Source organism: Pseudomonas sp. GW821-FHT04D07, assembly GCF_059420225.1.
In genome coordinates, this window is sequence record NZ_JBWKTH010000003.1 from 227,227 (window position 1) to 252,924 (window position 25,698).

General features: G+C 58.9%; 22 protein-coding genes and 1 pseudogene. 8 read left to right on the forward strand and 15 right to left on the reverse strand.

What is annotated here, in order from left to right; genetic code table 11:
• Window positions 1-26 precede the first annotated feature (26 nt).
• Window positions 27-1,463: a cytochrome C gene (locus AC07T0_RS07000; protein WP_495000465.1), complete on the forward strand. Its 1,437-nt coding sequence runs from the start codon at window positions 27-29 to the stop codon at window positions 1,461-1,463.
• Window positions 1,464-1,488: 25 nt separating this feature from the next.
• Window positions 1,489-2,148 (forward strand): c-type cytochrome, encoded by a 660-nt coding sequence (locus AC07T0_RS07005; RefSeq protein WP_495000466.1) that lies wholly within the window; start codon window positions 1,489-1,491, stop codon window positions 2,146-2,148.
• 350 nt (window positions 2,149-2,498) lie between these two features.
• On the opposite strand, the gene AC07T0_RS07010 is transcribed toward AC07T0_RS07005, so the two are convergent.
• Window positions 2,499-3,182, reverse strand: coding sequence for a hypothetical protein (locus AC07T0_RS07010; protein WP_495000467.1), 684 nt, complete (start codon window positions 3,180-3,182; stop codon window positions 2,499-2,501).
• Between the two features lie 500 nt (window positions 3,183-3,682).
• Entirely contained in the window at window positions 3,683-4,030 is a 348-nt protein-coding gene (locus tag AC07T0_RS07015; protein WP_495000468.1) for a DUF6124 family protein, read from the reverse strand.
• A gap of 298 nt (window positions 4,031-4,328) precedes the next feature.
• Here AC07T0_RS07015 and AC07T0_RS07020 point away from each other — a divergent pair, with 298 nt between their 5' ends.
• From AC07T0_RS07020 to AC07T0_RS07035, 4 genes are all read left to right on the forward strand, one after another.
• Window positions 4,329-4,793 carry a MarR family winged helix-turn-helix transcriptional regulator gene (locus AC07T0_RS07020; RefSeq protein ID WP_495000469.1) on the forward strand — a complete coding sequence of 155 codons (465 nt, stop codon included), beginning with the start codon at window positions 4,329-4,331 and terminating at the stop codon, window positions 4,791-4,793.
• Window positions 4,794-4,959: 166 nt separating this feature from the next.
• Complete coding sequence (locus AC07T0_RS07025; RefSeq protein WP_495000470.1) at window positions 4,960-5,121, forward strand: DUF2986 domain-containing protein; 162 nt, start codon at window positions 4,960-4,962, stop codon at window positions 5,119-5,121.
• A gap of 290 nt (window positions 5,122-5,411) precedes the next feature.
• Window positions 5,412-5,846, forward strand: a complete 435-nt coding sequence (locus AC07T0_RS07030; RefSeq protein ID WP_495000471.1) for a nuclear transport factor 2 family protein — start codon at window positions 5,412-5,414, stop codon at window positions 5,844-5,846.
• A gap of 59 nt (window positions 5,847-5,905) precedes the next feature.
• A complete protein-coding gene (locus AC07T0_RS07035) occupies window positions 5,906-6,406 on the forward strand; it encodes a GNAT family N-acetyltransferase (protein WP_495000472.1) in 501 nt (166 codons plus the stop codon).
• A gap of 171 nt (window positions 6,407-6,577) precedes the next feature.
• Here AC07T0_RS07035 and AC07T0_RS07040 read toward each other — a convergent pair whose 3' ends face one another.
• From AC07T0_RS07040 to antA, 6 genes are all read right to left on the reverse strand, one after another.
• The gene (locus tag AC07T0_RS07040) at window positions 6,578-8,698 is read right to left on the reverse strand and encodes a TonB-dependent receptor (RefSeq protein WP_495000473.1); all 2,121 of its coding nucleotides are present in this window, start codon (window positions 8,696-8,698) and stop codon (window positions 6,578-6,580) included.
• Window positions 8,699-8,712: 14 nt separating this feature from the next.
• A complete protein-coding gene (locus AC07T0_RS07045) occupies window positions 8,713-9,924 on the reverse strand; it encodes an MFS transporter (RefSeq protein ID WP_495000552.1) in 1,212 nt (403 codons plus the stop codon).
• Entirely contained in the window at window positions 9,914-11,839 is a 1,926-nt protein-coding gene (locus tag AC07T0_RS07050) for an IucA/IucC family protein (protein WP_495000474.1), read from the reverse strand. Before AC07T0_RS07050 ends, AC07T0_RS07045 begins: the two co-directional genes overlap by 11 nt.
• A 396-nt stretch (window positions 11,840-12,235) precedes the next feature.
• The gene (gene antC, locus AC07T0_RS07055; RefSeq protein WP_495000475.1) at window positions 12,236-13,267 is read right to left on the reverse strand and encodes an anthranilate 1,2-dioxygenase electron transfer component AntC; all 1,032 of its coding nucleotides are present in this window, start codon (window positions 13,265-13,267) and stop codon (window positions 12,236-12,238) included.
• A 17-nt stretch (window positions 13,268-13,284) separates the two neighbouring features.
• Entirely contained in the window at window positions 13,285-13,776 is a 492-nt protein-coding gene (antB, locus tag AC07T0_RS07060) for an anthranilate 1,2-dioxygenase small subunit (protein ID WP_495000476.1), read from the reverse strand.
• Window positions 13,777-13,778: 2 nt separating this feature from the next.
• The gene (gene antA / locus AC07T0_RS07065) at window positions 13,779-15,182 is read right to left on the reverse strand and encodes an anthranilate 1,2-dioxygenase large subunit (RefSeq protein WP_495000477.1); all 1,404 of its coding nucleotides are present in this window, start codon (window positions 15,180-15,182) and stop codon (window positions 13,779-13,781) included.
• Window positions 15,183-15,538: 356 nt separating this feature from the next.
• On the opposite strand from antA, the gene AC07T0_RS07070 reads away from it, so the two are divergent.
• On the forward strand, window positions 15,539-16,546 hold the full coding sequence (locus AC07T0_RS07070; RefSeq protein WP_495000478.1) for an AraC family transcriptional regulator: 1,008 nt from the start codon (window positions 15,539-15,541) through the stop codon (window positions 16,544-16,546).
• Window positions 16,547-16,596: 50 nt separating this feature from the next.
• On the opposite strand, the gene AC07T0_RS07075 is transcribed toward AC07T0_RS07070, so the two are convergent.
• The 5 genes and pseudogenes from AC07T0_RS07075 to AC07T0_RS07095 form a co-directional block, all read right to left on the reverse strand.
• The gene (locus tag AC07T0_RS07075) at window positions 16,597-17,460 is read right to left on the reverse strand and encodes a methyl-accepting chemotaxis protein (RefSeq protein WP_495000553.1); all 864 of its coding nucleotides are present in this window, start codon (window positions 17,458-17,460) and stop codon (window positions 16,597-16,599) included.
• Window positions 17,452-18,525, reverse strand: a pseudogene (locus AC07T0_RS07080) (Cache 3/Cache 2 fusion domain-containing protein); the annotation flags it as partial. The gene AC07T0_RS07075 and the pseudogene AC07T0_RS07080, both read right to left, overlap by 9 nt.
• Window positions 18,526-18,548: 23 nt before the next feature.
• Window positions 18,549-18,938 carry a hypothetical protein gene (locus tag AC07T0_RS07085; protein ID WP_495000479.1) on the reverse strand — a complete coding sequence of 130 codons (390 nt, stop codon included), beginning with the start codon at window positions 18,936-18,938 and terminating at the stop codon, window positions 18,549-18,551.
• Between the two features lie 341 nt (window positions 18,939-19,279).
• Window positions 19,280-20,212 carry a LysR family transcriptional regulator gene (locus tag AC07T0_RS07090; RefSeq protein WP_495000554.1) on the reverse strand — a complete coding sequence of 311 codons (933 nt, stop codon included), beginning with the start codon at window positions 20,210-20,212 and terminating at the stop codon, window positions 19,280-19,282.
• An 87-nt stretch (window positions 20,213-20,299) separates the two neighbouring features.
• Window positions 20,300-20,944, reverse strand: a complete 645-nt coding sequence (locus AC07T0_RS07095; RefSeq protein ID WP_495000480.1) for a Rossmann-fold NAD(P)-binding domain-containing protein — start codon at window positions 20,942-20,944, stop codon at window positions 20,300-20,302.
• A 204-nt stretch (window positions 20,945-21,148) separates the two neighbouring features.
• Between AC07T0_RS07095 and AC07T0_RS07100 the strand changes: the two genes are divergently transcribed.
• Window positions 21,149-22,054 carry a LysR family transcriptional regulator gene (locus tag AC07T0_RS07100; protein WP_495000481.1) on the forward strand — a complete coding sequence of 302 codons (906 nt, stop codon included), beginning with the start codon at window positions 21,149-21,151 and terminating at the stop codon, window positions 22,052-22,054.
• 41 nt (window positions 22,055-22,095) lie between these two features.
• Here the strand turns inward: AC07T0_RS07100 and AC07T0_RS07105 are convergent, their stop codons facing one another.
• Together AC07T0_RS07105 and AC07T0_RS07110 are read right to left on the reverse strand one after the other, a co-directional pair.
• A complete protein-coding gene (locus AC07T0_RS07105; RefSeq protein WP_495000482.1) occupies window positions 22,096-24,483 on the reverse strand; it encodes an exo-beta-N-acetylmuramidase NamZ domain-containing protein in 2,388 nt (795 codons plus the stop codon).
• Window positions 24,435-25,676 carry a putative glycoside hydrolase gene (locus tag AC07T0_RS07110; protein ID WP_495000483.1) on the reverse strand — a complete coding sequence of 414 codons (1,242 nt, stop codon included), beginning with the start codon at window positions 25,674-25,676 and terminating at the stop codon, window positions 24,435-24,437. Before AC07T0_RS07110 ends, AC07T0_RS07105 begins: the two co-directional genes overlap by 49 nt.
• Between the last annotated feature and the right edge of the window lie 22 nt (window positions 25,677-25,698).

Below are 25,698 nucleotides of genomic sequence, written 5' to 3' on the forward strand. Positions count from 1 at the left end.
CGTCTGGCTAGGCTCCACGGACGGTCATGTCACTTGGCAGCCTCATTCCAGAGGGAATTGAAATGTATCCGAAGGACGGCGAAGCAGGCGGGAAGAAAGCGGTGGCGCGGTCGTTTTTTTTCAGGTCGTTCAGGCTACCGGGAGCCCTGTTGGGGGCGCTAGTGCTCCTGGTGCTCTGTCAGTCGGCCCAGGCCCTGCCTTCCTTTGCACGTCAGACAGGGCAAAGCTGCGTTGCCTGTCATGCGGGTGGGCAATTTCCCGAGCTGACACCTTATGGGCGCCTGTTCAAACTGACGGGTTACACCAATGGCGTACGAACCAACCCTCTGGCAGCGATGATCGTCGGCGACTTCACCTCAACGCGCAACAACAGCGACGGTGCGGGCAGCTCGATTTCACCCAAAGACAAGCAATTCGTACTCGATTTTGGCAGTGTGTTCCTCGCTGGAAAAATCACTGACGTTATCGGCGGCTTTGCCCAATTCACCTACAGCTCGTATGACCACCAGGATGCTTCGGGTAATTGGGTCAGTCACCTGGGCTCGGACAACTTTGACCTGCGTTATGCGGACCGCCGGGTGGATACCTCGAGTGATGTCATCTGGGGGGTCACATTGAATAACAACCCCACGGTTCAGGATGTCTGGAACAGCACGCCGGCCTGGGGCTATCCCTATGTCAGTTCAACCTTGGGCGCCTTCGGCGGGGTCCCGACCGCTACCCTGATTGAGGGGGGATTGGCTCAACAGGTCGCGGGTATCGGTGCGTATGTTTATTTGAACAAGTCGTTGTATCTGGAGTTGACCTCCTACCAGACAGCCAAAGACACGTGGCAGTTTCTGAGTCTGGGCAACAAGAAGGGTGACACCTACCATCCGCTGACGTACATGGATGGCTCAAGCCCTTATGCCAGACTGGCCTATACCTACGAGTGGGGGGCCCAAAACGTGATGGTGGGAGCCTTTGCGATGAACGCCAAAATTCTGCCCATGGATGGTTCCAACAATCCGATCCACGGCCAGGGCAGCACCGAGTACCGGGACGTCGGCTTCGATGGCCAGTATCAGTACCTCCTGGAACCTCATGCTTTCACGGCACAGATACGCTATATCAAGGAAGAAATCAGGGATGGCACCCAGACCCTCTTTGACGGACCTGCAACCCTGCGATCATTCAAATTGAAGGGCAGTTATGTGTACCGTTCCAAATATGGTGCGAGTCTGGCGTATACCAATGTCAATGGCAGCTCGGATGCCACGGCGTACCCGGACAGCGCCAACTTTTCACCCGATACACGAATGTGGACGCCAGAGGTATTCTGGTTACCGATGCAGAACCTGAGGGTCGGGCTCCAATACAACTATTTCACCCGCTATTTGGGCGCAACGAACAACTATGACGGCAATGGCCGTGATGCCAGTGAAAACGACACCACGTATCTTTATATGTGGTACGCGTTTTGATCAGTTGAACGCAGGGGTGTAGACCATGGACGCAGTGGGCATGAAGGGTACTTTCAAACGATCGCGTTTTTTTCTTGCCCTCTGCGTGGTTGCGCTCACGGGCTGCACTGGTACGAACGAGCAGGCATCGGAAAAAAACTCGCCCATGCCCGGTATCGCCATGGTCGACAAGGTTTGTTCCATGTGCCACGGGCTGACGGGGGAGTCCATCTCGCCGATGTTTCCCAAGTTGGCCGGCCAGCAAAAAGAGTACCTGAAGTTACAGCTGGCGGACTTCAAGGGCCATGCACGCAGCGATGTAACCGGGACTCAATACATGTGGGGGTTTACCCATTTGACAGAGACCCAGATCAGCGAACTGGCCGACTACTTTTCCAGTCAGAGCCCCATGAAGGCTGACGACGATAAGCCTGATGCGCGCGGTGAATTGATCTTTCGCAAGGGCTTGCCTGAGTTGGGCATCGCTCAGTGTAGTTCCTGCCACGGTGCCGACGGCCAGGGCAATGGTCAGTTTCCGCGTCTGGCGGGTCAACATGCCTACTACATGATTCGCCAGATCAAGGTTTTTCAACAGACTGACCAGCGCCCGCGTGGTGCCCTGATGAAGCAGGTCACTCATTCACTGTCTGATGCCGATGCCGAAGCTGTCGCTCATTACATTGCGACGCTCGGGGCAAAAAAATGAGGGCCGATACGAGTCAATCAAAAAAGCGTCGGGATGAAGACGGTAAGCGTCAAGCATTAGCACTCGATACTACTTGAGTCAACCGGTTTGGGGCTGTCGTTTTATCGCCCGGTAGAAATTGACTAAACGTAGATGAAGCATCGGTCTCAAACTACCGAATGCCTCATCAGCGAAGCACACGCTAGTCCTAGCGCTGGGCGACGCCTGTAGCGAGAGCTGAGCCCGCTGCCAAGCAAGTGTGCCTGCGCACGAAATGCTCCGATGATTGCAGCGGACTGAGTTTAACGGTTGGTGTGCCATCTTATAGTCTTAAACAGAGCGGGTTCATGGTGTGGCTGTCTGTTGGAGAGCTACCAAACTTTCCACCACGGTTTTTTTACTTTCATTTCTGGTGCACTAGTACACTGGACTGATTCTTCACTCAGCTGCAAATACCAGATATTCGGCTTTAGGTCTGACTCCCATGGGCAAACGCCGAAATTTTCAGTGAGCGCTTCGTACACCAAACGACTGGTCAAGTAGTACTCCGGCACAGTCACCTTGCGATCATCAAGGTAATAGACCTTCTGCCACTCTTCTTCCGGACAATCGTCTTCATCCAAATAGAATTCAGCCGTTTCCCACTTTTGCTCGAATGGCTTTGTTACGCCGAACAGCCGCACGTCAGATCCGCTGTCCTGAAGTCGTGATCGAGTCAGAACACCGTCTTCGATGAGTGCATAACCATAACTGTCGCCGGAGTCGTACTGACAGAAGGCAATCATCAACGCCGGCTTATCGAGTATTTCGTGCAAGCCGCAAAGGTCATGTTCAGGGTTTTCGAGAATGGGCCAAACCAGCGCGTGATTGCTGATGATCCAGACGTCGCCAAACTGCTGTACGAGAACATGGTGGTCATGACGGCTGTCAAAGGAGCGGTCAATGGGGGCTGATAATCTGTTTACAGACTTCCCAAAAAGGCTCGCAACGGCCAGTTCCGGGGTGAAGCTCTCTTCGCCTGAGCGAAAAACGATTCCTGCTTGCACTACGCCCACGTTAATTTCCTTCTGCACAGGATCAACTTGCGGGAACGGTCAGCTAGAGATAAACGAAACCTGAATCCCAGAATGTTATCGGCATAATCGAGAAAAACTACATCATAGCGCGCATCAAATAAAGCGCCGATTTCAGAATGGGCGCCGAGTCTGGATACACTGCACCGGACCGCAGACATTCAACATTACAACCACTCGTGCATCTTTAGGCCTGAGGCTCTTCATTATTGCGTCGGAGTCCGTTAACTGGGCGGATCCGACGTCTGAACGTCCACGCAACGGTATGGGCAACTGACCGCTCCTGGCCGATTGCAGTCATTGGGACGAAATCAGTTGTTCCTGGGAAGCGGTCTGCGCGGGCAGCTGAGAAGCTAGCGAGCGACAATGCGTGCATTGCTTACAGGATTAGCACTGATATTCAACGTTTCCGAGCAACCGAAGATGTGAATCGCGATCAACAAAACGGGAAGCCAGGCTTCCCGTTTATCCGCAGAACGCTGTCAGCCGCTGACGCCGACTGTCTGCCCATCCAACACCGAGTCCATCCTGAGTTGTGCCAGCTCAATCAGGTGCACCACACCCATTGCCACCTTGCGGTTCGAACCGGTTTGGTTGTCGGCGTGTTCATAGGCTGTGGCCGCAGCGGATTGCAGAATCGAGTAGACGTTGACCAAGGTGTCTTCCTGATTTCTAGGATCAGGTAGATCACCATGCAACACAGTGTTTTGGACTGGTTTCGAACCTGCAGCCGGACCAAGGTTGTAATGAGACAAGACCCGGTCGGCGAGACGAGGATCGATGGTTTCAATGTTGGATGTTGCCGGTGGATTGGGGGTGATCTTGAACATAGAGTGGTTACTCCCGATCTGTTGAGGGAGCCGCCAACATCGCTGCTAAACGAGAGGGTGGCAGCCGTACGCAGGTTAGCAGACCGGTGATCAGGAAACCCGGGGCACCGAAGTGCCCTGCGCACGACCACCATAACAGTGCCTCATACAGCCAGGAAACCAGCATATCAGCCGCTACTGTCTGAGCGCTGTTCGAAGCCGTTACCGATTGGAAGGATTGGTAAGCCATGCGTGGCTTGGCGTTTTGCACCATTGCCTGCGCAATGGACATTGATCTCGCAGTACCGAGGTGTCACCCATGAAGTCGAAGCCGCTGCCCACCCGCCATGGCGGACCGTCGGATAGTCCGGGATTTTTGCTCTGGCGCATCTCCAATACCTGGCAGCGTGAGCAGCGCGCTGCTTTGCAACCGCTGGGTCTGACGCACACTCAGTTTGTCATGCTGGCAGTCGCAACCTGGTTCGGTTCGCAAGAGCCACTGACCCAGATGCGCCTGTCCCAGCTGACGGGCAGCGACCCGATGACAACCTCCCAAGTCGTCAGAATGCTTCTTGCCAATGGGCTATTTGTGAGGGATGCCCATCCTACCGACACACGGGCCAAGATTATTTCAGTCTCCGAAGCCGGTCGTGATATGGCCCATAAGGCGATCGTGATTGTGGAGGCTGTAGATCGCAAATTTTTTGCACCTTTGGGCGAACAGCAATCCAGCCTCGTGCTTCTTTTCCAGAACATGCTCGATAAGGAATCAGTGCCAGGATAGAGACGGCTTCGGAAAGCGGCAGTCCCGAAGCGGGCGCTGCTGGTCCCGGCAGCTCAACAACCTAGCCACTGCCCCCGATTCACGCTTACCATACCCTCTCTTACTACCTGGGCTTTATGCGCAAACCTTTGTCATCGTTCAAGAATTTACAAACCGAGTAGAAAATATGAACCGTCGTAAGAAAATAAAGCAGCTGTTACAGGCGCACGCAAAAAAGGCCAGTGCCAAACTGGCACCGGCAAGCAAGTCTAAATACATTAGTAAAGCTGACCGATTGAAGCTGGCGGCTGAAGCCAGTCCAGACTCAATCGTTTCCCCTGAGAGCTGATCCATTCCCGCGCTCCTTGGCGATACCTCGCAGGTACGCCGCCATCGCCGCAAACCGCTGCCGAGTCTCGCGCTCGAACACCCGATTAACCAGCGGATCCAGAACCCACCCCAACCACCTCGGTCGTAGCCGAACGCTAAACGTATATCCTTGGCATAAGCTCTCAGCGGCTAGGGTATAGGGCTGCACCGCACCGTTCAATGAAGGCAGAGGTCCCGGCAAACCCTCAATACCCTGGGGCTTGAACGTTGAACGCTATCCAAAACAATAACGATACCGAGGAACGTCAGATGTCCGAACTCAAGCTTCACCCGCAAGCCGCTGCTTCGCTGCAACACTGGCATGAGATGGTCGCGCACGGCGACCTGGCCGCTTTGCCCGAACTGTTGGCGGCGGATGTGGTGTTCCGTTCTCCCATGGCCCATCAACCCTACCCCGGGGTGTTGGTGGTCTCGACCATCCTCGGTACGGTCATCAAGGTCTTCGAGCACTTCACCTATCATCGTGAACTGGTCACGGCTGACGGCCTCAGTGTGGTGTTGGAGTTCAGCGCCGAGGTGGCGGGTCGACAACTCAAGGGCATCGATATGATACGTTTCGACGAGGCCGGCAAGATTGTCGAGTTCGAAGTCATGGTCCGTCCCATAAGTGGGTTGCAGGCACTCGGTGAGGAAATGGGTCGGCGTTTGGCGCCTTATCTGGCGGCCGCCAAGGCCCAGGGCTGAAGTTCACCGCAAGACTGAGAACGCGGCAGATTTATTTACGCAAGGAGAGGCGACCCCCCATGACAATCGTCAGTGTTCGCAAGCTGGAAAATACCGATATTGAAGCGTTGCTGGCTTTCGAAATCCGTAACCGTGAGTGGTTCGAATCCCAGATTGACGCGCGCGACCCTTCCTTCTACTCGTTGCAGGGGGTAACCGATCATATCGAGCGCTATTTGTCCGATTTTGCTATCGGGGTCTGGCACCCCTTGGTTATCGAGGATTCCAGTGGCGCGATAGTGGGGCGAGCCAATCTGAAAAGCATCAACTCGCCGAAGGGTTCCGCGGAAGTTGGCTATCGGATCGATCAACGCTTCTGCGGGCAGGGACTGGCCACGCTGGCACTCAAGCATCTTATCCAGGAAGCACGGATGCGCTGGCGCCTCACGCAATTGTTGGCCCATGTGTACAAGGACAATATTGGCTCAAGAAGAGTACTTGAGCGGTGTGGGTTCCTGGTTGAGCCGAACTCCTGGATGGATCAAACCAGGGACGAAGGTCGATTTATACTTTCGATCTGAACAGTGTTTTTGACCTGCCCCACCATCTTCTTCCAACGCGTAAAGTCCCGGTCGTTCCGGCCGGGTCTTTTACGCGCGATCAGGTGAGGCGATCAGCCAGGCAGGGCCCTACTGGATGGCTGAACCGGCGCCAGCCAATGGTTCTGGACTGACACCTTCGTGGGTGGGGGGTTACCAATCGACCGCGTAGCTCAGGCTCAAGGTCCGACCTTCAGCATTCGGATAGGGCGCGCGGGCGTTGGCCTGGGCGAACATGTTCTGGTAGTTGCGGTTGGCCAGGTTGTAGACACCGCCTTCCAGGCGACCCACCGGCAACGCCACCGAACCCAGCAGGTCGAATAGCGTGTAGCCCTTGATATCGCGGCCGTTGTTGTCCTTGAAGGCCGCGTCGTAGTCCGACAGGCGCATGGCTTGCAGGCGCAGGTTGTAGTCGCCACGGTCATAACCGACGAAGGCCGTGGTCTTGGCCGGGGAAATACGTGTGGCGGGCAAGTCGATCCATTTGCCGTTCTGGTCGGTCTCACCCTTGGCGTAAGCGTAAGTACCACCCACCGACCATTGGTCTGTCACGTTGTAGCTCAGGCTGGTTTCCACACCGCGCACGCGCTCCTTCTGGTTGATCAAGCGCAGTACGCGGTCGTTGGCATCAAAGAACTGGGTGACATCCGAGGTGTTTTCGTAGGCCGTGACACTGGCCTGCCACTGGTCCCAGTTACCACGCCAACCCAGCTCATAGCTGTTGACCTTGATGGCCTGGGCGTTGAGTTTGTGGATGTCGTAAGTGCTGCTGACGTCACGCAGGAAGCGCTGGATATCCGGAAGGGAAAAGCCCTGGCTGAAGTTGACGAACACATCCTGGTTTTCGTTCAGGTGGTACACCGCCCCGAGGTTGTACAGCGTGTCGTTGTAGTTCAGGGTGCCGCCGGGCAGCGTCGCGCGATTGCCGGTCTGGACAATTTCGCCATAGGCAATGCTGTCGGAAATCTCGCTGTCGATCCATTCGCGACGCACGCCGCCACGCAGGGTCCAGTCGCCGACGTCGTAGGACAGCTGACCAAAAATGGCTTTGGTGGCGGTCGCGACGTCGGGCCCCATTTCAAAGGTGGTGCCGGTCTTGGTGTAGGTCAGCCCATTGACCTTGTACTGATCGCCGCGTTGGCGCGAGGTCTCGTGGTCATAGTCGGCGCCCCAGACCAGTGTGCCGGTGGCCGGGCCGATGTCCGGCATTTTGCTTTCGATCGCCGCCCGCAGACCGTAGACGTCCTGCACGCTATTGTTGTCGGAGATCCCCGCACGGCCCCGTGACAAGTCCGGGAAAAACAGCGCATCGGCACGCCGCCAGTAACTTTCGACCTGCAACCCCTGACCGTGGAAATCCTTGTCGGTGTAGTTGAGGTTGACGGCCTGGTTGTGGGTGAATGGCTGGTCATCCAGCTTCAGACCTTTTACCGCGACGGCGTTGTTGGTGTTGCGCGGGTCCTTGGTGTAGCCGGTGTCCTGTTGGTCCTTGTAGTCCTGCAGCGACAGGCTGATCTTCTTGTCGGTATCCAGCGCGTAGCCGAAACGACCTTGCAGGTCGTAGGTGCGAGTGTCCATGTTGCTGCCCTGGGACGTGTCCTGGGGAATGCGCTTGCCGTTGCCGTCGAACTGGTCGTTGCGTTGCACGGTGTTGGCCGAGACGTACCAGTCCAGCGCGTCCTTGCGCCCCGTTGCGCTCTGGAACGCATCGTAGGCAAAGCCCTTGCGATTGAGGTTGTTGCCGGTGGTCATGCCGATCTTGCTGCTGAACGCCAGTTCCTCGCCCTTGTTGCGCTTGGTGATGATGTTGATGATGCCGCCCGACGCGCCCGCCCCATAGACGCTGCTGGCGCCGGAGACCACTTCGATGCGTTCGATGCTTTCCGGGGCGATGCTGTTGAGCTGGCGAAAGTTGTCTCGCGTCGCGTTCTGGGAAACCCCGTCGATCAGGATCAGCGTGTTGCGCCCGCGCAGGGTCTGGCCAAAGTTGCTCATGCCGCCGGTGGAAGGGGAGATGCCCGGCACCAGTTGGCCGAGGATATCCGCGACCCGTCGTCCGGCACCGGTCTGCTGGCGGATCTGCTCTTCGTTGATCACCTGCACGGAGCCTGGAATCGAGGCAATGCTGGTTTCGCTGCGGGTGGCGGACACCACCATTTCCTGCAGTTGCAGGGTGCCGGGCGCCGCTTGGGCAGGTTCGCTCTGATCGGCCCAGGCCGGTGTGCTCAACGAGCCGATAAAGGGCAGCAGGATGGACAGTTGTGTTTTTTTCATTGCTCTTTCTTTATTTAGCCGCGAGGCGTGTTGGTCGATAAAACGGTTGTTTCCGGCGTTTGTGAAAATGCCCGGATGGCGCGGATACCCAGGGCGGCAATGGCGTACGTGACTGCCACCAGCCAGAAGCTCTGCGCCAGGCCGACGATTCCCATGCCGATGCCCCCCATCAAGGCCCCGCACAACGCCCCGGCCTTGGCCGCGCTGTTGCCCAGGCCCAGTGCAAAACCTTGCTGGCTGGGGGTAATGGTGTTGGCGATCAGGGTGTAAGCGACGGGTAGCAGTGCGCCTTGCCACACGCCCCAAAGCAGTCGGCTGGCAAGAAAACCCATCCATTCGCTGGCCACGGCGGTAAAGGCCAGGGTCAAGGCACAGGACCAGGCGACCCATTCGATGACGCGCAAGGTGTGCGCGGGCTGATGGCGGTCGAACAGCCGACCCCACAGCGGCGCGGACAAGGCGAGGGTGGCCGCACTGGCGGCATAGCTGGCGCCGATCAACCAACCAGGCGCGTGCAGAACGTCCGCCACGTACAAGGCATAGAAAGGCTGCGGCATCATCTTGGCGGCCTGGATCAGCACGATGACCCCGAGCATGGCTCCCAGCCAACCCTTGGGCAGGGCGGCGTGCGCCGGTTTTTGCTTGTGCGCGATGCGTTGTGTGTCGCTGGGCAAAAACAGGCTGATCACGGCACACAGCAGGCAAATCGCGGTGGCGCTGTAGCACAGCACGGCGAACCCCGAGACATCCATCAGCCAGCCACCCAGCACCGGCCCGGCCAACGAACCAACCGCCGTGGCCGATTGCAGTCGGGCGAGAATCTGCCCGCGGCCGCTGTCGCCGCAGCAGGCCAGTGCATAGGCCTGGGCCGCGGCGATGAACCCGGCCAGCGCCCCTTGCACTACTCGGATGCCCACCAGTAACCAGGGATCGAAGGTGATAGCGGCCAGCGCCTGGCATAGCGCCAACGCCAGCAGCGCCCGAATGATCATCGGTTTGTGGCCGGTCCGGTCGCCCAGTCGCCCCCACAAGGGCGTCAGGATCATCGCCGCCATCATCGGCCCGGCGTACACCAGCGCGGACAGCAGGCCGGTGTACTGGGCATTGGCGGTGCCGAGCAGTTTCTGGATCTGCAAGGGCCAGAACGGGCCGCTCATTTCCATGGCCCCCATGGACACCCACTGGATCCCGACCAGCAACCGCAACGCGGTGCCGTTAGCGGCCATCGGCATTGACGCTCAGCGGGTTGCGCAGGCGCCCGACGATATCGGCGTGACTGTCGAGCAGGCGCATCCGCATGAACGACTTGGCGGGCCAGTCCTGTTCCAGCAAGGCCTGGCGCTCGGTCGCCCAGCGCTGCGGTTCGACCTGATCGCGCAAGTTGTCGAAGCACTGACTGACCTGCGTTGCCAGTTCACCCCAGAGCAGGGCCTGGGGGATGTCGAAGTGGCGGGCGCTGAGCAGCACCAGTTCGCCCAGATGACACATGAAGACCGTATGCAGCAGCTTGTCGCGCACGAAGCCGGCGTCGTCATACAGGGTCATCTTCGGATCATGCAGCTCGATGTCCAGGCCCTGTGCGTGCAAGGTCTTGCGGTCGATCCGGATATCACCGAAGTCTCGCAGCAACAGGCGGTTCAGTTGTCCGTCCGCGGCCATGATCATGAAGCTGTTCTGTTGATGGGCCTCGAACGCCACGCCGTAACGCAGGTACATGCCCAGCAGGGCAGGGACCGCAATCGAAGCGTAGTCGTGGAAGAACGAGCGCATGGCGGCGCTGTCGTCCGCGCCCTTTGCCAGGCGCACCCACTGCCGCAACAGCGGTTGCTGGTGCTGGTCGATAGCAAACAGACTGCCGACCGGAATGGCCATTTCACCTGGCTGCAACTGGCTCAGCGGGTTGTCCCGGTACAGCACGGCCAAGTGGCGGGAGCGTTCGTCGTTTGCCGGTTGCGGCTTGAAATGCACACCGAGGCGTTCGGTAACGATGCCGAGAATGTTCTGAATCGCGGGTTCGCGCTGCAGGATGGTTTGCATCAATTGGCTGATGCGCGGGCCCATGCGCGCCGAGCGTGGCGAAACGGTACGCTGCACGCTGGTCAGGCGCAGGGACACCGGCAGCTTGACCATCGGTGCGTCACCACGGCCTTCAGGCAATACGGTGCGGAACGACATGGTCGGATGCGCCGTGAACGCGACGATGTCGGTCAGGATCAGCAAGCGGTCACCGATCTCATTGGCGAAGGTCTGCGGCAGCTCCTGGCGCGCCTGCCAGGGATGGGCCGGCAGCGGCAGATAGTCGCTGGCTTCAAGACCCTGACGCGCCAGTTCAGTGCTCAACTGTTGTGCAGCCTGGGGGAAGTGGCCTTGCCACCACTGCCAGTAATCCACGCTGCCCGCCAGTGATTCGACATGGGCAAACTGGCGGTGCAAGGCGCAGAGGATCACCGGGAAACGAGCCTCGAACTCCGGCGAGAAAGCGATGACCTGTTCCGTGCTCAAGCCCAGTTTGGTTTTGTAGTTGGGGTGCCATGGGTGGCCCAGCGTGCCCCACTGTTCCAGCAGCGAGGTCGGGTTGGCAATGCTCGGCTCATCCTTGAGCCAGCCCAGCAGATTGTCGCCATGTACCGGGTCCATGGACTCATGCAGTTGGCGTGTCCAGCGTTCGTGGAAGGCCAGGCAGAGCGTGTCGTTGGCGAAACTGTCGTCAAGCTCTTCGTTGAGGCGGTTCAGCACCTCGGCGTCGGCGGAAGACTCGAGGCCATTGTTGAGCAGGGTCAGCAGTTCCGAGGGAAACTGGATCTTGTGCGGGGGATGATCGTCGCCGTAAGCCGTGATGTCGCCACGCAGGTCCCAACTGCTCATGCGCCCGGGGAGCAAATGCTCGAAGCACAGGCGGGTTCGGTCAGGAAGGGTCAGCCAGCATCGAGGTGGCTCATCGTATTCGAGAGCGCTGGCCTCCAGCAGGCCTTCGCGAAACAGCGCCTGGATCAAGCGCTGGAAACTGCGTTCGGCGGCAGGCGCGAGGGTGTTGACCAGCGCGTCGAGGGTGATGTGGTGGGTCTGGAAAAGAGGGTTGCCCAGTGCTTCGCTCCAGCGACTTAGCAGGGCTTGCGGTTTCTTGCTGTATTCATTCTTCAAGTCAGACTCCTTGTGCACGGCCTTGAGTGAAAGCACGCGGAGAATAACGAGTAAAAATACGAAAACCAATGATAATCATTGCTATTGGTATCTTAAAATTTACATTCGCTCAAAAAATACGATCATTTTATGGGTTCGGATAAGCGGTTCAAACCCGCGTGTTTCATGGCTTTGAGGGTTTCCAAGTGGTCGGTTGGATCCACCCACGGGGAAGAAGTGTAAAAATTTACTACGTAGAAACGGGACTTCTCTTAGGGTGGGGTTGTGTGGACTGGTCGCTTTGCAAAAGCGTCGCGAGCACCCTCTGACGGCGCTGTCAGAGGCGGTGCTCTGTCGAGGTCGAGTCCGTGCTGGAGGCCTATCTCGAGCAGGTCGGACGCGGGTCAGGGTTAGTGATCAGGTCGCCGAGTTGCTGTCGATAAACTTCTCGTAATACAGATGGAAGCCGTCGATACGTTGCTCGACAAACCAGGTCTTGACCGCCTCGACCATGGGCGGCGGGCCACACAAGTAGATGTCGAACGGGTTGGCGTTCATGGTCTGGCGGTCGAAGTGTTGGGGAATCCGTCCGGTCTTGCCTGGCCATTCTGGCGAGGGCTGGCTAACCACCAAGTGATACTCGAAACCCGCGATGCGCGTTCGATACTCCGCCAGGCGATTCAGTTCGCACAGGTCGGTGTGTTGGTTGACGCCATAGAACAGCTTGATTGGTTGTTGGCATCCGCCTTTGTCGGCGATCTCGTCGAGCATGCCGAGAAACGCCGAAAGCCCCGTGCCACCGGCCACCATCACCAGCGGTTTGTTGACCTGCCGCAGATAGAAACTGCCCAGCGGGGCCTCGAACTCCAGCGCTTGCCCGGGCTCACACCGTTCGCGGATAAAGTTGCTCATCACGCCATCCGGTAGCAGCCGAATAAGGAACCGCAACTGATTGCCCGGGTTGGGCTGGTTGGCGAACGAATAGGAGCGCCAGGCCTCGGTGCCAGGCACCTTCAGGCGCGCGTATTGACCGGGCAGGAAGTCCAGCGGCCGCTCGCTGGAACTGGCGTCGACATGCAGGATCGCCGTGCTGCTGGAAACCTGCTCGACCTTGGCGATGACGGCGTGTAGGCGTTGGGTGGCGCCGGCATTGCACAGGCTTGAATCGAAGTCGAAGTAAAAGGACGCCGCGGACTGCACGCGCGTCTGACACGAGAGCATCTTGCCTTGCGCCAGGTCGGTTTCGCTGAACACTTCGTCGTCGATATAGTCTTGCGTGTACTGGCCGGATTCGCAGCGTCCCTGGCAAGTACCACAGACGCCTTCGCGACAATCCAGGGGAATGTTCACGCCGTTGCGCAGGGCCGCGTCGAGCAACAATTCGTTGGCCTTGACCTCAAAAAACGAGGTTTTGCCATCGGCAAAATTGAAAGCCACTTTGTGGTTCATGTCGGGTACTCCGTGGCTTACAAATGGTAGAAGTCGAGCACCGAATTAATCGTGTCGTTGAGCAGCAGCACATGTTTGCGGGCGATCTTCCAGCTCTCGCCGTCGGGTCGCAGGCGGTAGGTGGCGCGGCCGTAGAATTGCTCGGAGGTGGCCATGCGGTAGTACAGGGTCTGCCAGTTGACCCGGACCTCCAGTTCGTCGTTTTCCAGCGCCGCGATGCGCAGGTTGTTGATCATGTGCAAGGTGCGTGGCATTGGGATGGTCGAGGCGGCCTTGCCAGTGCGCAAGCGGAACACCCGATCTTCCAGGCCGCCGCGGTTGGCGTAGTAGATCAGTGACATGCCCTTCTTCGGGTCAGTGGTGTAGACGTGCTCCGAATCCCATTGCGGTAGGTGGAACTCGCTGTCCTCGCTGAACAGGTCGAGGTAAGCGTCCCAGTCCTGGGCATCGCACAGCTCGGCCTTGCGGTAGAAAAACTGTTCAACACGGTATTGCAGTTGCGAATTCATGATTACACCTCGCGCAGTTGCAGGGGTTGCTCTTCGGCGGCCTTGCGCGCCAGGCCTTCGAGCAGGAAGCGCTGCCAGTTGCCGTGCTGGTTGACGTAGAGCCCTTCGTGGGTGAACTCGGTTCCGGTCAGGACCGGTTGGATGCCGAGGGTCTCGCTGTTGCGGGTGGCCCCCGTGACCCATTGGTCATGGCCACGGGAGATGTCGCTCCAGCGCTCCAGGCGCGCCTGGAAGCCGCGCTGGGCTTCACGGAACTCCACCAGGTCATCAGGGGTGCCGAGGCCGGAGACATTGAAGAAGTCTTCGAACTGACGGATACGGTTTTCGCGATCGGCATCGGACTCGCCCTTGACCCCCAGGCAGAAGCTGTGGATCTCGGTCTTGTTCCAGGCCAGCGGACGAATGATCCGCAGCTGCGAGCTGATCTGGTCGAGGAAGAACATGCTCGGGTAGACATTCAGGTTGCGCAGGCGATGCATCATCCATTCGGCCCTGTCCTGGCCGTATTCTTCGACCAGGCGCGGCATGATGGTGGCGTAGCCGGGGCGCACCGCCGGGTTGGGCATGTCGCTGAACAGCAGGCTGTGGCCGTTGTTGAAGGAGAACCAGCCGTCGTCGGTCTCGGCATCGCCGGCACCGAGCTTGCTGTAGTCCAGGGTGTCGCTCGAGGCGCTGCCTTTCTCGGCGTTGACCTGCTGGCGATGCTGCACCGTGGCGACGTAGTTGTAATGCACGGTGCTGACGTGATAACCGTCCAGGCCGTTTTCGTTCTGCAGCTTCCAATTGCCGTCATAGGTATAGGACGACTTGCCGGGCAGCACTTCCAGCTCGCCGCTGGCCGATTGCGCGACCATCATGTCGAAGAACACCTTGGCGTCGCCCAGGTAGTCTTCCAGGCTGTCGCCGCCGTCGACGTCCAGGCTGACGAAGACGAAGCCCTTGTAGCTTTCGATACGGGCTTTTTTCAGGCCACGGGTGGCCTTGTCGAAACTCTCGGGATATTCACCCGGCGCCTTGACCTTGACCAGGCGGCCATCGCTTTTGTAGCACCAGGCGTGGAAGGGGCAGGTGAAGGTCGACTGGTTGCCCTTGCCGACGCGGGTCAGGGTCGTGCCACAGTGCTGACAGGCATTGATCAGGGCGTTGAGCCGGCCTTCGCCGTCGCGGCTGATGATCAGTGGCTGGCGCCCGGCACGCAGGGTCATGAAGTCATGCTTGTGGGCGATCTCGCTTTCGTGACAGGCGTAGATCCAGTTCTTTTCGAAGATCAGTTCCATCTCGAGATCGAACAATTCAGGTTCGGTGAACATTTCCCGGGCGATACGGTAGATGCCCTCCACCGGACGGAAGTCCAGGCAACCCTGGATGAAGGTCTGCCATTGGGCGACGCTTTTTGAATAATGCATAAGTCGGTACCTGTTTCATCGGGTGAATCGGTACACGTATTAAGAGTCGGCGCAGACCTTCGGTCTATCCGCATAGTTGGCGAAGACAGTCCGGAAATTTTGCGCGTCTGTCCGGCGTGCGACATTCAACCGTCCGAGCCATGGACGTGGCCGGTAATCGCACAGTAAATAGCGCAAACCAGACCGTCCATTCAGCGGGTGGCACCCGCGTACTGCCGGTTGTGTAAGATGGCCAAAGACTATCCGGAACATCATCGGGTGCTTGTTGGCACCCGGTGATGGCATGGAGCTTGCGTCCGGACAAGCCAGCGCGCCGTCAGAGCCCGTATCGAAAATAGCCTTGTTGAGTAACGCCGATGAGTAGCAAGCCCGACAATCATTTTCGTGACATCCATGCCGATCACTTCGACCTGGCTGGGGCGCACTCATGGATGTCGACGATCTGCGGCCCACATTTGCTTCATGCGAGCAAACCCAACAGCATCCAGTTCCACCACAGTGGCAACGTGCTCAAGTCGATGTCGACCACCCTGGGCATCATCGAGTACGGCACTGATGTCACGGTGGGGGTTACCGACGTCGACAGCTTCAACAGCTACAGCCTGAGCTTGCCGTTGAGTGGTGAGCAGGAGCTGAGTCGGGGCGGGGAGCTGTTGCGCTCTGATCGCGACCATGGCGTCATCGTTTCGCCCAACGAGAGTCAGCAATTGAGTATCACCGGCGACTGTCGCAAGCTGCAGGTGGTGATCACCCGCAGTGCCATGCGCAAGACCCTGGAAGACATGTTGCAGCATCCCTTGGGCACCACCCTGCGTTTTGAGCCCGAAATGGATGCGGTGACCGGGTCGGTTGCCTCCTGGTGGCGCACGGTCAAGCACTTCATCGAAGAGATGGAGCGCAGTGAGCTGTACGGCCAGTTGCTGTTCAATCGTGACCTGGAGAGTGCCTTGCTCAAGGGCCTGATCCTGTCCCAACCGCACAACTATTCTGCTGAGCTACGCGAGCGTCTGGGGGTGAAACTGCCGCATTACCTGGTGCGTGCCAAGGACTTCATTCATGCCCATGCCCGTGATGCCCTCAACCTTGACGATATCGAAGCCGCCGCCGGGGTGTCGCGGTTCAAGCTGTTCGAAGACTTCAAGAAATACTTCGGAATGTCACCCATGGCTTACCTGAAGAAATATCGCTTGATGGGTGTCCGCCAGGAAATCCTCGAAGATCGTTCTGCCCACAATATTTCGGTGATCGCAATGGGCTGGGGCTTCAGCCATCTGGGGCGCTTTTCCTGCGAATACCGCAAGCTGTTCGATGAGACGCCGAGCATGACCCTGCAGCGGGTCGATGCCCGGCGTGACCGGTCTTGATGAGCGTAACCACACCCCGGGTGTTCGGTCCTTGCTGCCGATAAGATGGCTCACAACGTGAACAGGTCAACCGTTGCCTGTAGTGAGTTGGACGAGGCTTGTAACTGCCTGGATGCTTGCGCGACTTGCTGGACGGCGGAGGTGTTTTTCTCAGAGAGGGTCGCCATATCGGCCACATTGATGGCTATTTCATGATTGGCCGCGTTTTGCTGCTCAAGCGCTGTGGAAATGCTATTGACGGCATCCACGACCTGTTCGGAGCAAGCGCTGATCTCATTCACGGCACGTCCTGCCTCACCAGCCATTTCGACACCCGAGTTGGCACGGTCCTGCCCCTGTTGCAGGGTCTCCACCACCTGTTCCGTTCCCGATTGGATGGAGTCAATCATTGTGCTGATTTCCACCGTGGACCTGGCGGTGCGCTCGGCAAGTTCGCGCACTTCATCGGCGACTACTGCAAAGCCGCGCCCGTGTTCACCGGCACGTGCGGCTTCAATGGCCGCGTTGAGTGCAAGCAGATTGGTTTGTTCGGCGATGGATTTAATGACGCCGACAATGATCGAAATCCTGGAAGAGTGCTGCCCAAGTAAGGTTATTCGCTCGGAAGATTGGCCGACGCTATCGGCGATGTTGTGCATTTCTGCCGAAGCCTTCTCCACCACGACACCGCCGAACCTGGCTTTGTCGCCAGCGTCTTGAGCCAAGGCAAAGGATTCGCGGGCCTTGACCGCGACATGTCCGATACTGGTGCTCAACTCTTCCAACGCGGCGGCGGCGGACGCCGCCGCGCCACTCTGTTGCGCCGATTGAGCGGCCACCTCTTCGGCGGAGGAAGAAAGTGAAGACGACAGAGTGGAAATACCTTGGGCATTATCCGCGATGTTTCCGATCATCTGGCGCAATGACGTCTGCATATTGCTCAGTGAGCGGACCAGGTCGCCAATTTCATCGTTACGTAAGGTGATTGGCGGCGGTGATGACAAATCTCCCGCCGCGATCTTGCGAGCAATCGATACCGCCTGGTTCAGGGGCGTGACGACCAGCGAGCGCGACAGCCAGAAAACCAGGCCCATCAACGCGCCCGACAGCGCCAAGCCAATAGCCGTCACTTGGATAATTTGATTTTTTACTGCAACACGCACCTCATCCTCGGGGTAAGCGGCAATGATAGTGAATCCCCAAGGGGAGAACATCTCACGCTTCACGACCCAGCCATTCAGGTTGCCGCCTGCAACCCGTTGGACGGTATCCAATGGAACACTTTGCGACTGAAAGCGCACATTGCCTTTGTCGTCCAGCAACGCGACGAAGCCGCCGTTCAGTATGTGGCTTTTGGCAATGGATGCCTGCAAGGCTTGCATGTCGACTTTGTAACCCACATACCAGATGCCCACCGTCTGTTTCTGGTCGTCCAGAATCGGTTCGTACCCTGTCAGATAGGGATTGCCCAGGATATCGACTTGCCCATAGAACGCTTGGCCTTTTCGAATAGCGGCGCTCGGCAATCCATTGGGGTCCAGTAGCGTGCCAATGGCACGCCTTCCCTCGAACTGCACATTGGTACTGATACGGACAAACTCGCTACCGGCCTTGGAGAATAAAGTAGCCGAGCCGCCCTGACTTGACGTCACGCGGTCAACCAGTTCGAAGTTGTTCGTCTGTGCCTGACCGCCCAGAAGGAGCTCGGGAACCATCCGGCCACTGAGGGCGATGGGGTCACCTTGATAGGGCGCACGCAGATATTGACCTTGCTCCATCAGCAACTTCATCGATCCTTTTACCCGTTCCATCACGAGCGTATCGGTGACGTTGAGGACGTGTTGCATGCTCGAGAGCTGTTCCTGCATTTTGTCTTGCGCGGACTGTTCGATGTCATGGCTCGTTTTTTCGGAAATGACGGCGACAAGAACAAGTGTGGTAAACGCCACAATGGCGAAAACAGGGAAAACGAACTTCAATTGGAGGCTACGAGAAACCATGGGACATCCACTCGGTGGTGTTTTTATGGGGTGAGCAGGCGCGGTGTTTTAGCACAGCGGGTGGTTGTGCTTAGCGTGTTTGTTAACGATTTTTTCAGCTCGCTGAGCAGAATCATTTCTTCCCATCTGTCCATGTGCAAAATGCCCGTGCGCGGGTTTGTGAGCTCCAGTTGCCAAGCCAGCAAGTTGCAGCATTTTCTAAGGGCTTGCAGCGTAGGGCCGTTCATTTTTTTTTTGATTCTGGGTGTGTTGATTAACGTGTAGAGTTCCAGGCAGAAGCGATTGATCGAAACGAATAGTGCAGTGTCGGCCGACAGGGCTAACCACCTGATATGCCGGATCAAACATTGGGTGGCATCGGAATCGCAGGGGATCAATTCGAGATGGCTCAGGCATTCTTGTATATCGATCATTCGCGTTCGCGAGTCCGTTAACGATTGCCGGATCGATAGATGGCGCGGATTCCAAGACATGATGTGCTCTTATGACAACCCATTAAAAGTGATCTGAACTCTTTACCGTCTGACGGGGGTGCTCGTGGATGGGGTGAATCGACGTGTTCGCAATTTAAATAGTTCGGTTGGACTGTCGAGTAACGCCTGGCACTTAACATACATCCTTGAATGTATGCAGGTTATCTACAATACGGATGGATTTAAAATACATAAAAAATCGATCTCGATATTTTAAAGATATCGAGTTTACGCTGTCGCTCAGCCGGGTTGAGCGGACGGCGTTATCAGGCATGGGGCGTTCAGCTCATGGCGATACGTTTTGCCAGATTGATGAAGTTGTACAGGATCGGTCCTTGCTCTTCATGCCGGCAAATCAGGGTGATCGGTGCGACCAGTTGTGGCTGGGCGTTGATGCGGCAGTAGACCACTGACTTGCGATGAAACCCGTTCATCGACGCGGGCACAATGGAAACCCCCGCCCCGGCGGCCACCAGGCTGATATTGGTCAGCATGTGTTCGACTTCGAAGGCAACCTTGGGTGTGAAGCCGGCGTTTTCGCAGGCCTCGATCAGCTTTGAATACATTCCCGTGGTGCCACTGCGTCGAACGAGAATGAACGGCTCATCAGCCAGGTGCTTGATCGCGATGACAGGCATCGACTCGTCGCCGCCCGCCGTGTTTTTTTTACCTGTGCACTTCAATAACCGGTGCCCGATCGGAAGGACCAGCAGCATGTCCTCCTCGAGCAATTGATAGAAGGTCATTTCGTAGGACCGGCTTACGGGCACACGGAGGATACCGACGTCGAGCTTGTGCTGGACCACATCGTCGGTCAGTTCCCGGGCACTGCCCTCATTGAGCAACAGGCTGACACCTGGATACGCCTCGCGATAGGCGCGGATGATGCAGGGAGTCAAGTGGTGCGCAGCGGCTGAACAGGTGAAGCCAATCGACAGCGTTCCCTCATACCCTTGGGCGACCTTGGCCGAACGCCGTGCGGCGTCCGCGACCCGGTTGAGAATATCCCGGGCTTCCTGAAGGAAAATCAGCCCTCCGGGCGTCAGGTCGACGCCTTTGGGATGACGTCGAAACAGATCGAATCCCAGCTCCTTTTCCAGGGAGCGAATCTGCTGACTGAGCGGTGGTTGTTGTATGTTCAGTCGAACGGCTGCTCGAGTGAAATGCTGTTCCTCGGCGACCATCAGGAAGTACCGCAAATGTCGAAGTTCCATAGCGCCCTGAAAAATTCGGATCGATCGAGAGGCTCCGGGTAAAGAGCGCCAATAAGAGCCGACCAAACGACGTCGGTCGGCACGCGGTCACACAAGGTCTCTGGAGGTGAGCCTGCGCTCGCCGGGTACCCTGGACAGCACGGCATCGATCAGCGCCTTGGCAATATTGGCGGGAGGGTTGACCCACAGACCTCGCGGCAATATCGGCTGAAGCAGGGCGGCCATGGGAAGTATCAAGCGTTCGGCAAGACGAAACTCCTCACGGCGGCCACCGATCATTCCCGGACGAATAATCGTCAATGAGGGGAACCCGATGCGCCGGATATCCCGTTCCAGCTCACCTTTAGTCCGGCAGTAGTACAGGGGGATGGAGAGAGAAGCCCCTGGTGAAGAGATCAGTGCGCAAACCTTCGCCCCTAGCGCCAAGGCCAGTTCTGCGAACTTGATCGGCAACAGGTAATCGACTTGTCGAAACGCCTCCTTCGAACCGGCCTTCGCGATGGTTGTTCCCATCGCGCAGATCATGGCGTCAATCGGCCCTTTGGCGAGATCCACCAGTACCTGGCCTAAATCCTCTGACACTGGGTTATAGAGCTTGGGATGCGCCGGGAGGGCCTTGCGCGTGGGTGCGATAACCTGCTCGATACGCTCGTTTTCCAGGGCTTGCTGAAGCACGTTACGGCCAACCTGGCCCGTCGCCCCAAGAATCAATAGCGTCATCGTCATCGTCATCGTCGTTGTCTCTTGTTCTGAGGGCCGCAAGCCCCGGTGGTGTGGGAGAGGGGGGCTGGGGCTACGCGCCGCGAGCTCCATCGTTGCAAATAGCGCAAGGGTTGCAATCGGGCGCAATGATGGACTGTTTTTATGAGGAGATAATTACGTAAAAATAGGCTATATAATTCCATTTACTACAACTATCAGACGTCGTACTTTTCGATGGATCGATTCCAAGAGATGCAGGTTTTTGTGCGAGTCGCCGATCGCCAGAGTTTCACCGCCGCGGCGGAAGATCTGCGGATCCCTCGGGCCACGGTTACCAACCTGATCAAGCGGCTGGAGTTGCGCATTGGCGTGCGCCTGCTGGAGCGCACGACGCGGCAGGTGCGCCTGACCCACGACGGTGAGGCTTACTATCATCGTTGCGTGCGTTTGCTGACGGATCTGGAGGAAGCGGAAACCTCCTTTAGCGATGTCCGCCCAAAGGGCCTGCTGCGAGTGAATCTGCAAGGCACCCTGGCCAAGCACTTCGTGATGCCGGCGTTGAGAAATTTTCTGGTTCAATACCCCGATATCACCCTGCACCTGAGCGAGGACGATCGGCTGGTCGACCTGGTGCGTGAGGGGGTGGACTGTGTGTTGCGTGCCGGTTCACTGCAGGACTCTTCGATGATTGCCCGGCGCGTGGCACGTATGGAGCAGGTCACGGTGGCCAGTCCGGACTATTTGCAGTGTCACGGTGAACCTGTCGACCTCGACGACCTGCGTTCCCATGTAGCGGTGAGCTATGTTTCCAGTGCCACCGGCAGGCCCCTCGGGCTGGACTTCAAGGTTGGCAATGAAGTCGTCGAGATCGACCTGTGTTCTATCGTCTCGGTAACGGGGGCCGACCTCTACACGGGCGCCGCACTCTGCGGGCTGGGGTTGGTGCAAGTGCCGCGTTATCGGATCGAGAGGGAACTGGCCGAAGGTCGGTTGAAAATCATATTGCCCGGTTTCGCGCCGCCGCCCATGCCCGTGACGGTGCTCTATCCGCAGAGCCGACAGCTGTCCTCTCGCGTACGTGTTTTCGCCCAGTGGCTGGGCCAGTGCTTTGAGAATGCCCCCTACGCCGTGCGTGACTGAAATCGGGCCTGAGGCCAGGATGGGTTCGGTACGCCCACAGCTCAGTAGCGCAAACTCTCCCGCCGCAGTCGCGCGAAGCGCTCTAGCGCGCTGGCGTCGAGCGCTTGCGCGGCGTCCGCCGACGCGCCGTCGCGAATCGCTTGCCAGACCTTTTGTGAGCCGATCGACGCGCGGGTTGCGGTCAGATCGAAGGTGTCGGGATAGAGCCGGTGCAGTGTCGCGAGCAGCGCCAGGCCGAGGCTGGCGATGGGGCGTGGCGCGGCGCTCGCGTTGCGCACGATGCTGACGCCATGACAGAGCTGACCGCGCCAGGTTGACTCGGTCGGGACGAAGTCGACCGGCTCGAAATGCGCGCCGGTATCCAGTGCATTCAGCGCGTTGGCGAGCCGGGTCGCATCGATCCACGGCGCGCCGATCCATTCGAATGGATGGGCTGTGCCACGGCCCACGCTCAGATTCGCGCCTTCGAGCAAAGCGACATCCGGGTACAGATCCAGTTGGGGCAGCGTGCGCAGGTTCGGCGAGGGCGGCACCCAGCCCAGACCGGTGTCGGCGAAGGTCATCGCGCGTTGGTATCCCTGCATCGGCACGACGCGCAGATCCGCCCCGATGGGCTTGTTGCGGTTGAACAGGCTCGCCAGTTCGCCGACTGTCATGCCGGGCAGCAGCGGCGCCTGGAAATAGCCGGTGAAGGATTCGTGGCCGCTGTCCTGTAGCGGTCCGCCGAAGCGCTGTGCACCCAGCGGGTCGGGTCGGTCCAGTACAAACAGCGGGATGCCACGGGCCGCCGCGGCTTCGAGTGCGTAGCCCAGTGTTGTCTCGTAGGTAAAGAAGCGCACGCCGGCATCCTGGATATCGAAGACCAGCGCATCCAATCCGCGCAGCGAGCCGGCCGGGAAGCGCTGTGTCGCGCCGTAGAGGCTGTGGACGGTGAGGCCCGTCGCCGGGTCGACTACGTCGCCGACGCGCTCGTCCAGATCGCTGTTCAGCCCATGTTCCGGCGAGAACAGCGCGGCCAGCGTGACGCCTGGCGCGTGGGCGAGTACATCGACGGTGCGTCGGCCGCTGGCGTCGAAACCGCTGCGATTGGTGAGCAGGCCGACGCGCAGGCCGGCGAGCGGCGCAAATTGCTCCGCTTCAAGCACGTCGATACCGGTTTGCACAGGACCGGTCGACGTCGGCAGACGCTCGGCGGCACGCAGCGCCGGCCATGCCGAGGGTTGCAACCGGCCGATTTGTGCGACGCTTGCCGGCGTGCCCCGGCTTGCCAGCAGCGCGAGCAACTGCGCCCGCAGCGGGCGGGCATCACCACGGTCGTTCGGATACACGCGGTTGCTCAGGATCACAATGAACTGGTGTGTCAGCTGATCGATCCACAGGCCCGTACCGGTGTAGCCGGTGTGACCGATCATGCCGATCGGCGGTAGACGATCACGGTTCGGCACCAAGGGGGCGTCCAGTTCCCAGCCAAGTCCGCGCCAGGGCAGGCTCGCGAGCGGCGAGGCGGCCGTGGCGAGCGCGCTGATGCTCTGCGGCCGGAGGATCTGCTTACTGCCCGCGTGTCCGTCGTTGAGCAGCATCTGCGCGAAGCGGGCGAGGTCGTCCGCCGTGGAAAACAGCCCGGCATTGCCGGAGACACCCCCCATCCATTGGGCTGTCGGATCGTGCACCTGACCTTGGCGCATGCCGGCCTTGTCCGGGGTTGTCGGGGCGCTGCGTGCCGCTCGCCCGGCATCCGGCAGAAAGAGTGTGTCACGCATACCCAGGGGGCCGAAGATATGAGCCTGGCCATAGGCGTCAAGGGGAAGGTGGCTGATACGCTGGACCAGTTCGCCGAGGACCACGAAATTCAGGTCGCTGTAGATAACGCGCTCACCCGCCGCGCTGCGCGGACGTTCCGCGGCGATCGCCTCCAATACACCCGCGCGGCCTGGATGTACCGGCGGTGCGGGCAGGCCTGGGGGTAGCCCGGAAGTGTGCGCCAGCAGGTCATGCACGGTCACCGTGTCCTTGTCGTGCGCCGCGAAGGCTGGCCAATAACGCGCGACAGGGGCATCCAGGTCGATGAGCCCCGCTTCGGCCAGTTGCATGATCGCCGTGGTGGTGGCGATAACCTTGGTCAGCGAGGCGAGGTCGAACTCGGTGTTCAGCGTCATCGGCTCAGGGGTCAGTAGGGTCGCGCGTTGCCCAAAGGCTTGGCGATAGAACACATGGCTGGCGTCCCCGATCAGCACCACGGCCCCTGGAATACGCCCAGCGGCGATTTGCCCCTCGACGATCCGCGCGGCTTGCAGGCGCGTTGCCGCATCGAGATCGACGGCCCCGCTGATCGGCGTCGTCAGCATGGCGGCCAGCAGCGCCGAGCATTTCAGGGTGCCGATCAACGTGGCGGCAAATCGGCGGCGTTGTAGTGATTGTGCGGGTTCCATAACATCCATCCATCGCTGTCGGCGGCCTCGGCGGCCTTTATTTGCGCACTGATTGCCGCGGCGTCAAATACGCGATGATCGAACGCATAATCGCGAAAGGCCTGCAGCCATGGGCGAAAGCGCACTCCCGGTAGCTGGCTACGCTTTACCGCCTCCGCCAGGGAGCGCCTGACGATCTGGCCGGGATCGCTGACGGGGTCGCTCAGGCCCGGCAGGCCCCAGGTGAAGCCGGACGGGTAGAGCATCGGTGAAATATAGTCGAGCGGTGTACCGAGCATTTCGAGTTGCTGGCCGATGGCGGTGTCGTCGAGATTCCAGCAAACGTAGCCGAAGATGTCCGCGGAGATAAAGACGTTGTAGGGCGCGAGTCGTGTGCGTGCAGCCTGCAGGAAACCGACAATCGCCGCGGTCCGGTTGCGCCGGGTGTTCGAGAGGGCAAAGCGCAGCCCGCCCTTGTCGGGAAAGCGCACATAGTCGAACTGGACCTCGTCGAAGCCCATCCGCGCCGCCTCTTCGGCGACATCGAGATTGTGCTGCCAGACTTCGTGGGAAAACGGGTCCATCCATTGCAATTTCTCGCTATCGCGCCATGGCGTGCCTTCCACGGTGTGCACGCTCCACTCCGGATGCGCGCTGGCGAGCGGGTCGTCCTTGAACACCACGATGCGCGCGATCAGGTACAGGTGTTGCGCATGCAGCCTGGCCAGCAACGCCGGAAAGTCCCGTACTTGCGGTGCGCGCTGGGTCAGCTGGGCCACGGCAGCGATCTTCTCGCGGGCCACGCTGTGATAGGGCGTCAGGCCGCGGTCGCCCTTGACGTCGATCACCAAGGCATTGATGACCGTGCTCTGGGCCAGGCTGACTGCCTGGTTGCGCAGGGTCGTGTTGGTTACGCCGAATACCGACAGATAGAGCGCTTTTGCTCGAAACGGGGTCAGCGCCAGGGTCACTGGCGTTTCGTCGGGCACCTGTGCCTCGCTGCGCAGATAACCGGGGGCGCGGGCGCTCACGCCGGTGACCGGCAGGGAGGTCGTGAAGCGCCCGTTGTCATCGGTGCGCAGTACCTCGGTGGCAGTCGTGATTATTGCGTTGGCGATCGGATGCTGGGTGCTTGAGTCGAGCACCACGCCGCTGACGGCCAGGGCATTTTGTCCGGTCAGCAGGGTGGCGATGGCAAGCAGTGCCGCGATCATGCAACACCTCAATCGCTGCTGG

Bases quoted from the DNA above. Each gene is read 5' to 3' on its own strand.
- antC (WP_495000475.1), bottom strand. From the start codon at position 13,267: ATGAACCACAAAGTGGCTTTCAATTTTGCCGATGGCAAAACCTCGTTT.
- AC07T0_RS07005 (WP_495000466.1), top strand. From the start codon at position 1,489: ATGGACGCAGTGGGCATGAAGGGTACTTTCAAACGATCGCGTTTTTTT.
- AC07T0_RS07090 (WP_495000554.1), bottom strand. From the start codon at position 20,212: ATGGAACTTCGACATTTGCGGTACTTCCTGATGGTCGCCGAGGAACAG.
- AC07T0_RS07100 (WP_495000481.1), top strand. From the start codon at position 21,149: ATGGATCGATTCCAAGAGATGCAGGTTTTTGTGCGAGTCGCCGATCGC.
- antB (WP_495000476.1), bottom strand. From the start codon at position 13,776: ATGAATTCGCAACTGCAATACCGTGTTGAACAGTTTTTCTACCGCAAG.
- AC07T0_RS07110 (WP_495000483.1), bottom strand. From the start codon at position 25,676: ATGATCGCGGCACTGCTTGCCATCGCCACCCTGCTGACCGGACAAAAT.
- AC07T0_RS07075 (WP_495000553.1), bottom strand. From the start codon at position 17,460: ATGCAGACGTCATTGCGCCAGATGATCGGAAACATCGCGGATAATGCC.
- AC07T0_RS07000 (WP_495000465.1), top strand. From the start codon at position 27: ATGTCACTTGGCAGCCTCATTCCAGAGGGAATTGAAATGTATCCGAAG.
- AC07T0_RS07020 (WP_495000469.1), top strand. From the start codon at position 4,329: ATGAAGTCGAAGCCGCTGCCCACCCGCCATGGCGGACCGTCGGATAGT.
- antA (WP_495000477.1), bottom strand. From the start codon at position 15,182: ATGCATTATTCAAAAAGCGTCGCCCAATGGCAGACCTTCATCCAGGGT.
- AC07T0_RS07085 (WP_495000479.1), bottom strand. From the start codon at position 18,938: ATGATCGATATACAAGAATGCCTGAGCCATCTCGAATTGATCCCCTGC.
- AC07T0_RS07035 (WP_495000472.1), top strand. From the start codon at position 5,906: ATGACAATCGTCAGTGTTCGCAAGCTGGAAAATACCGATATTGAAGCG.
- AC07T0_RS07015 (WP_495000468.1), bottom strand. From the start codon at position 4,030: ATGTTCAAGATCACCCCCAATCCACCGGCAACATCCAACATTGAAACC.
- AC07T0_RS07105 (WP_495000482.1), bottom strand. From the start codon at position 24,483: ATGGAACCCGCACAATCACTACAACGCCGCCGATTTGCCGCCACGTTG.
- AC07T0_RS07030 (WP_495000471.1), top strand. From the start codon at position 5,412: ATGTCCGAACTCAAGCTTCACCCGCAAGCCGCTGCTTCGCTGCAACAC.
- AC07T0_RS07040 (WP_495000473.1), bottom strand. From the start codon at position 8,698: ATGAAAAAAACACAACTGTCCATCCTGCTGCCCTTTATCGGCTCGTTG.
- AC07T0_RS07095 (WP_495000480.1), bottom strand. From the start codon at position 20,944: ATGACGATGACGATGACGCTATTGATTCTTGGGGCGACGGGCCAGGTT.
- AC07T0_RS07070 (WP_495000478.1), top strand. From the start codon at position 15,539: ATGAGTAGCAAGCCCGACAATCATTTTCGTGACATCCATGCCGATCAC.
- AC07T0_RS07045 (WP_495000552.1), bottom strand. From the start codon at position 9,924: ATGGCCGCTAACGGCACCGCGTTGCGGTTGCTGGTCGGGATCCAGTGG.
- AC07T0_RS07025 (WP_495000470.1), top strand. From the start codon at position 4,960: ATGAACCGTCGTAAGAAAATAAAGCAGCTGTTACAGGCGCACGCAAAA.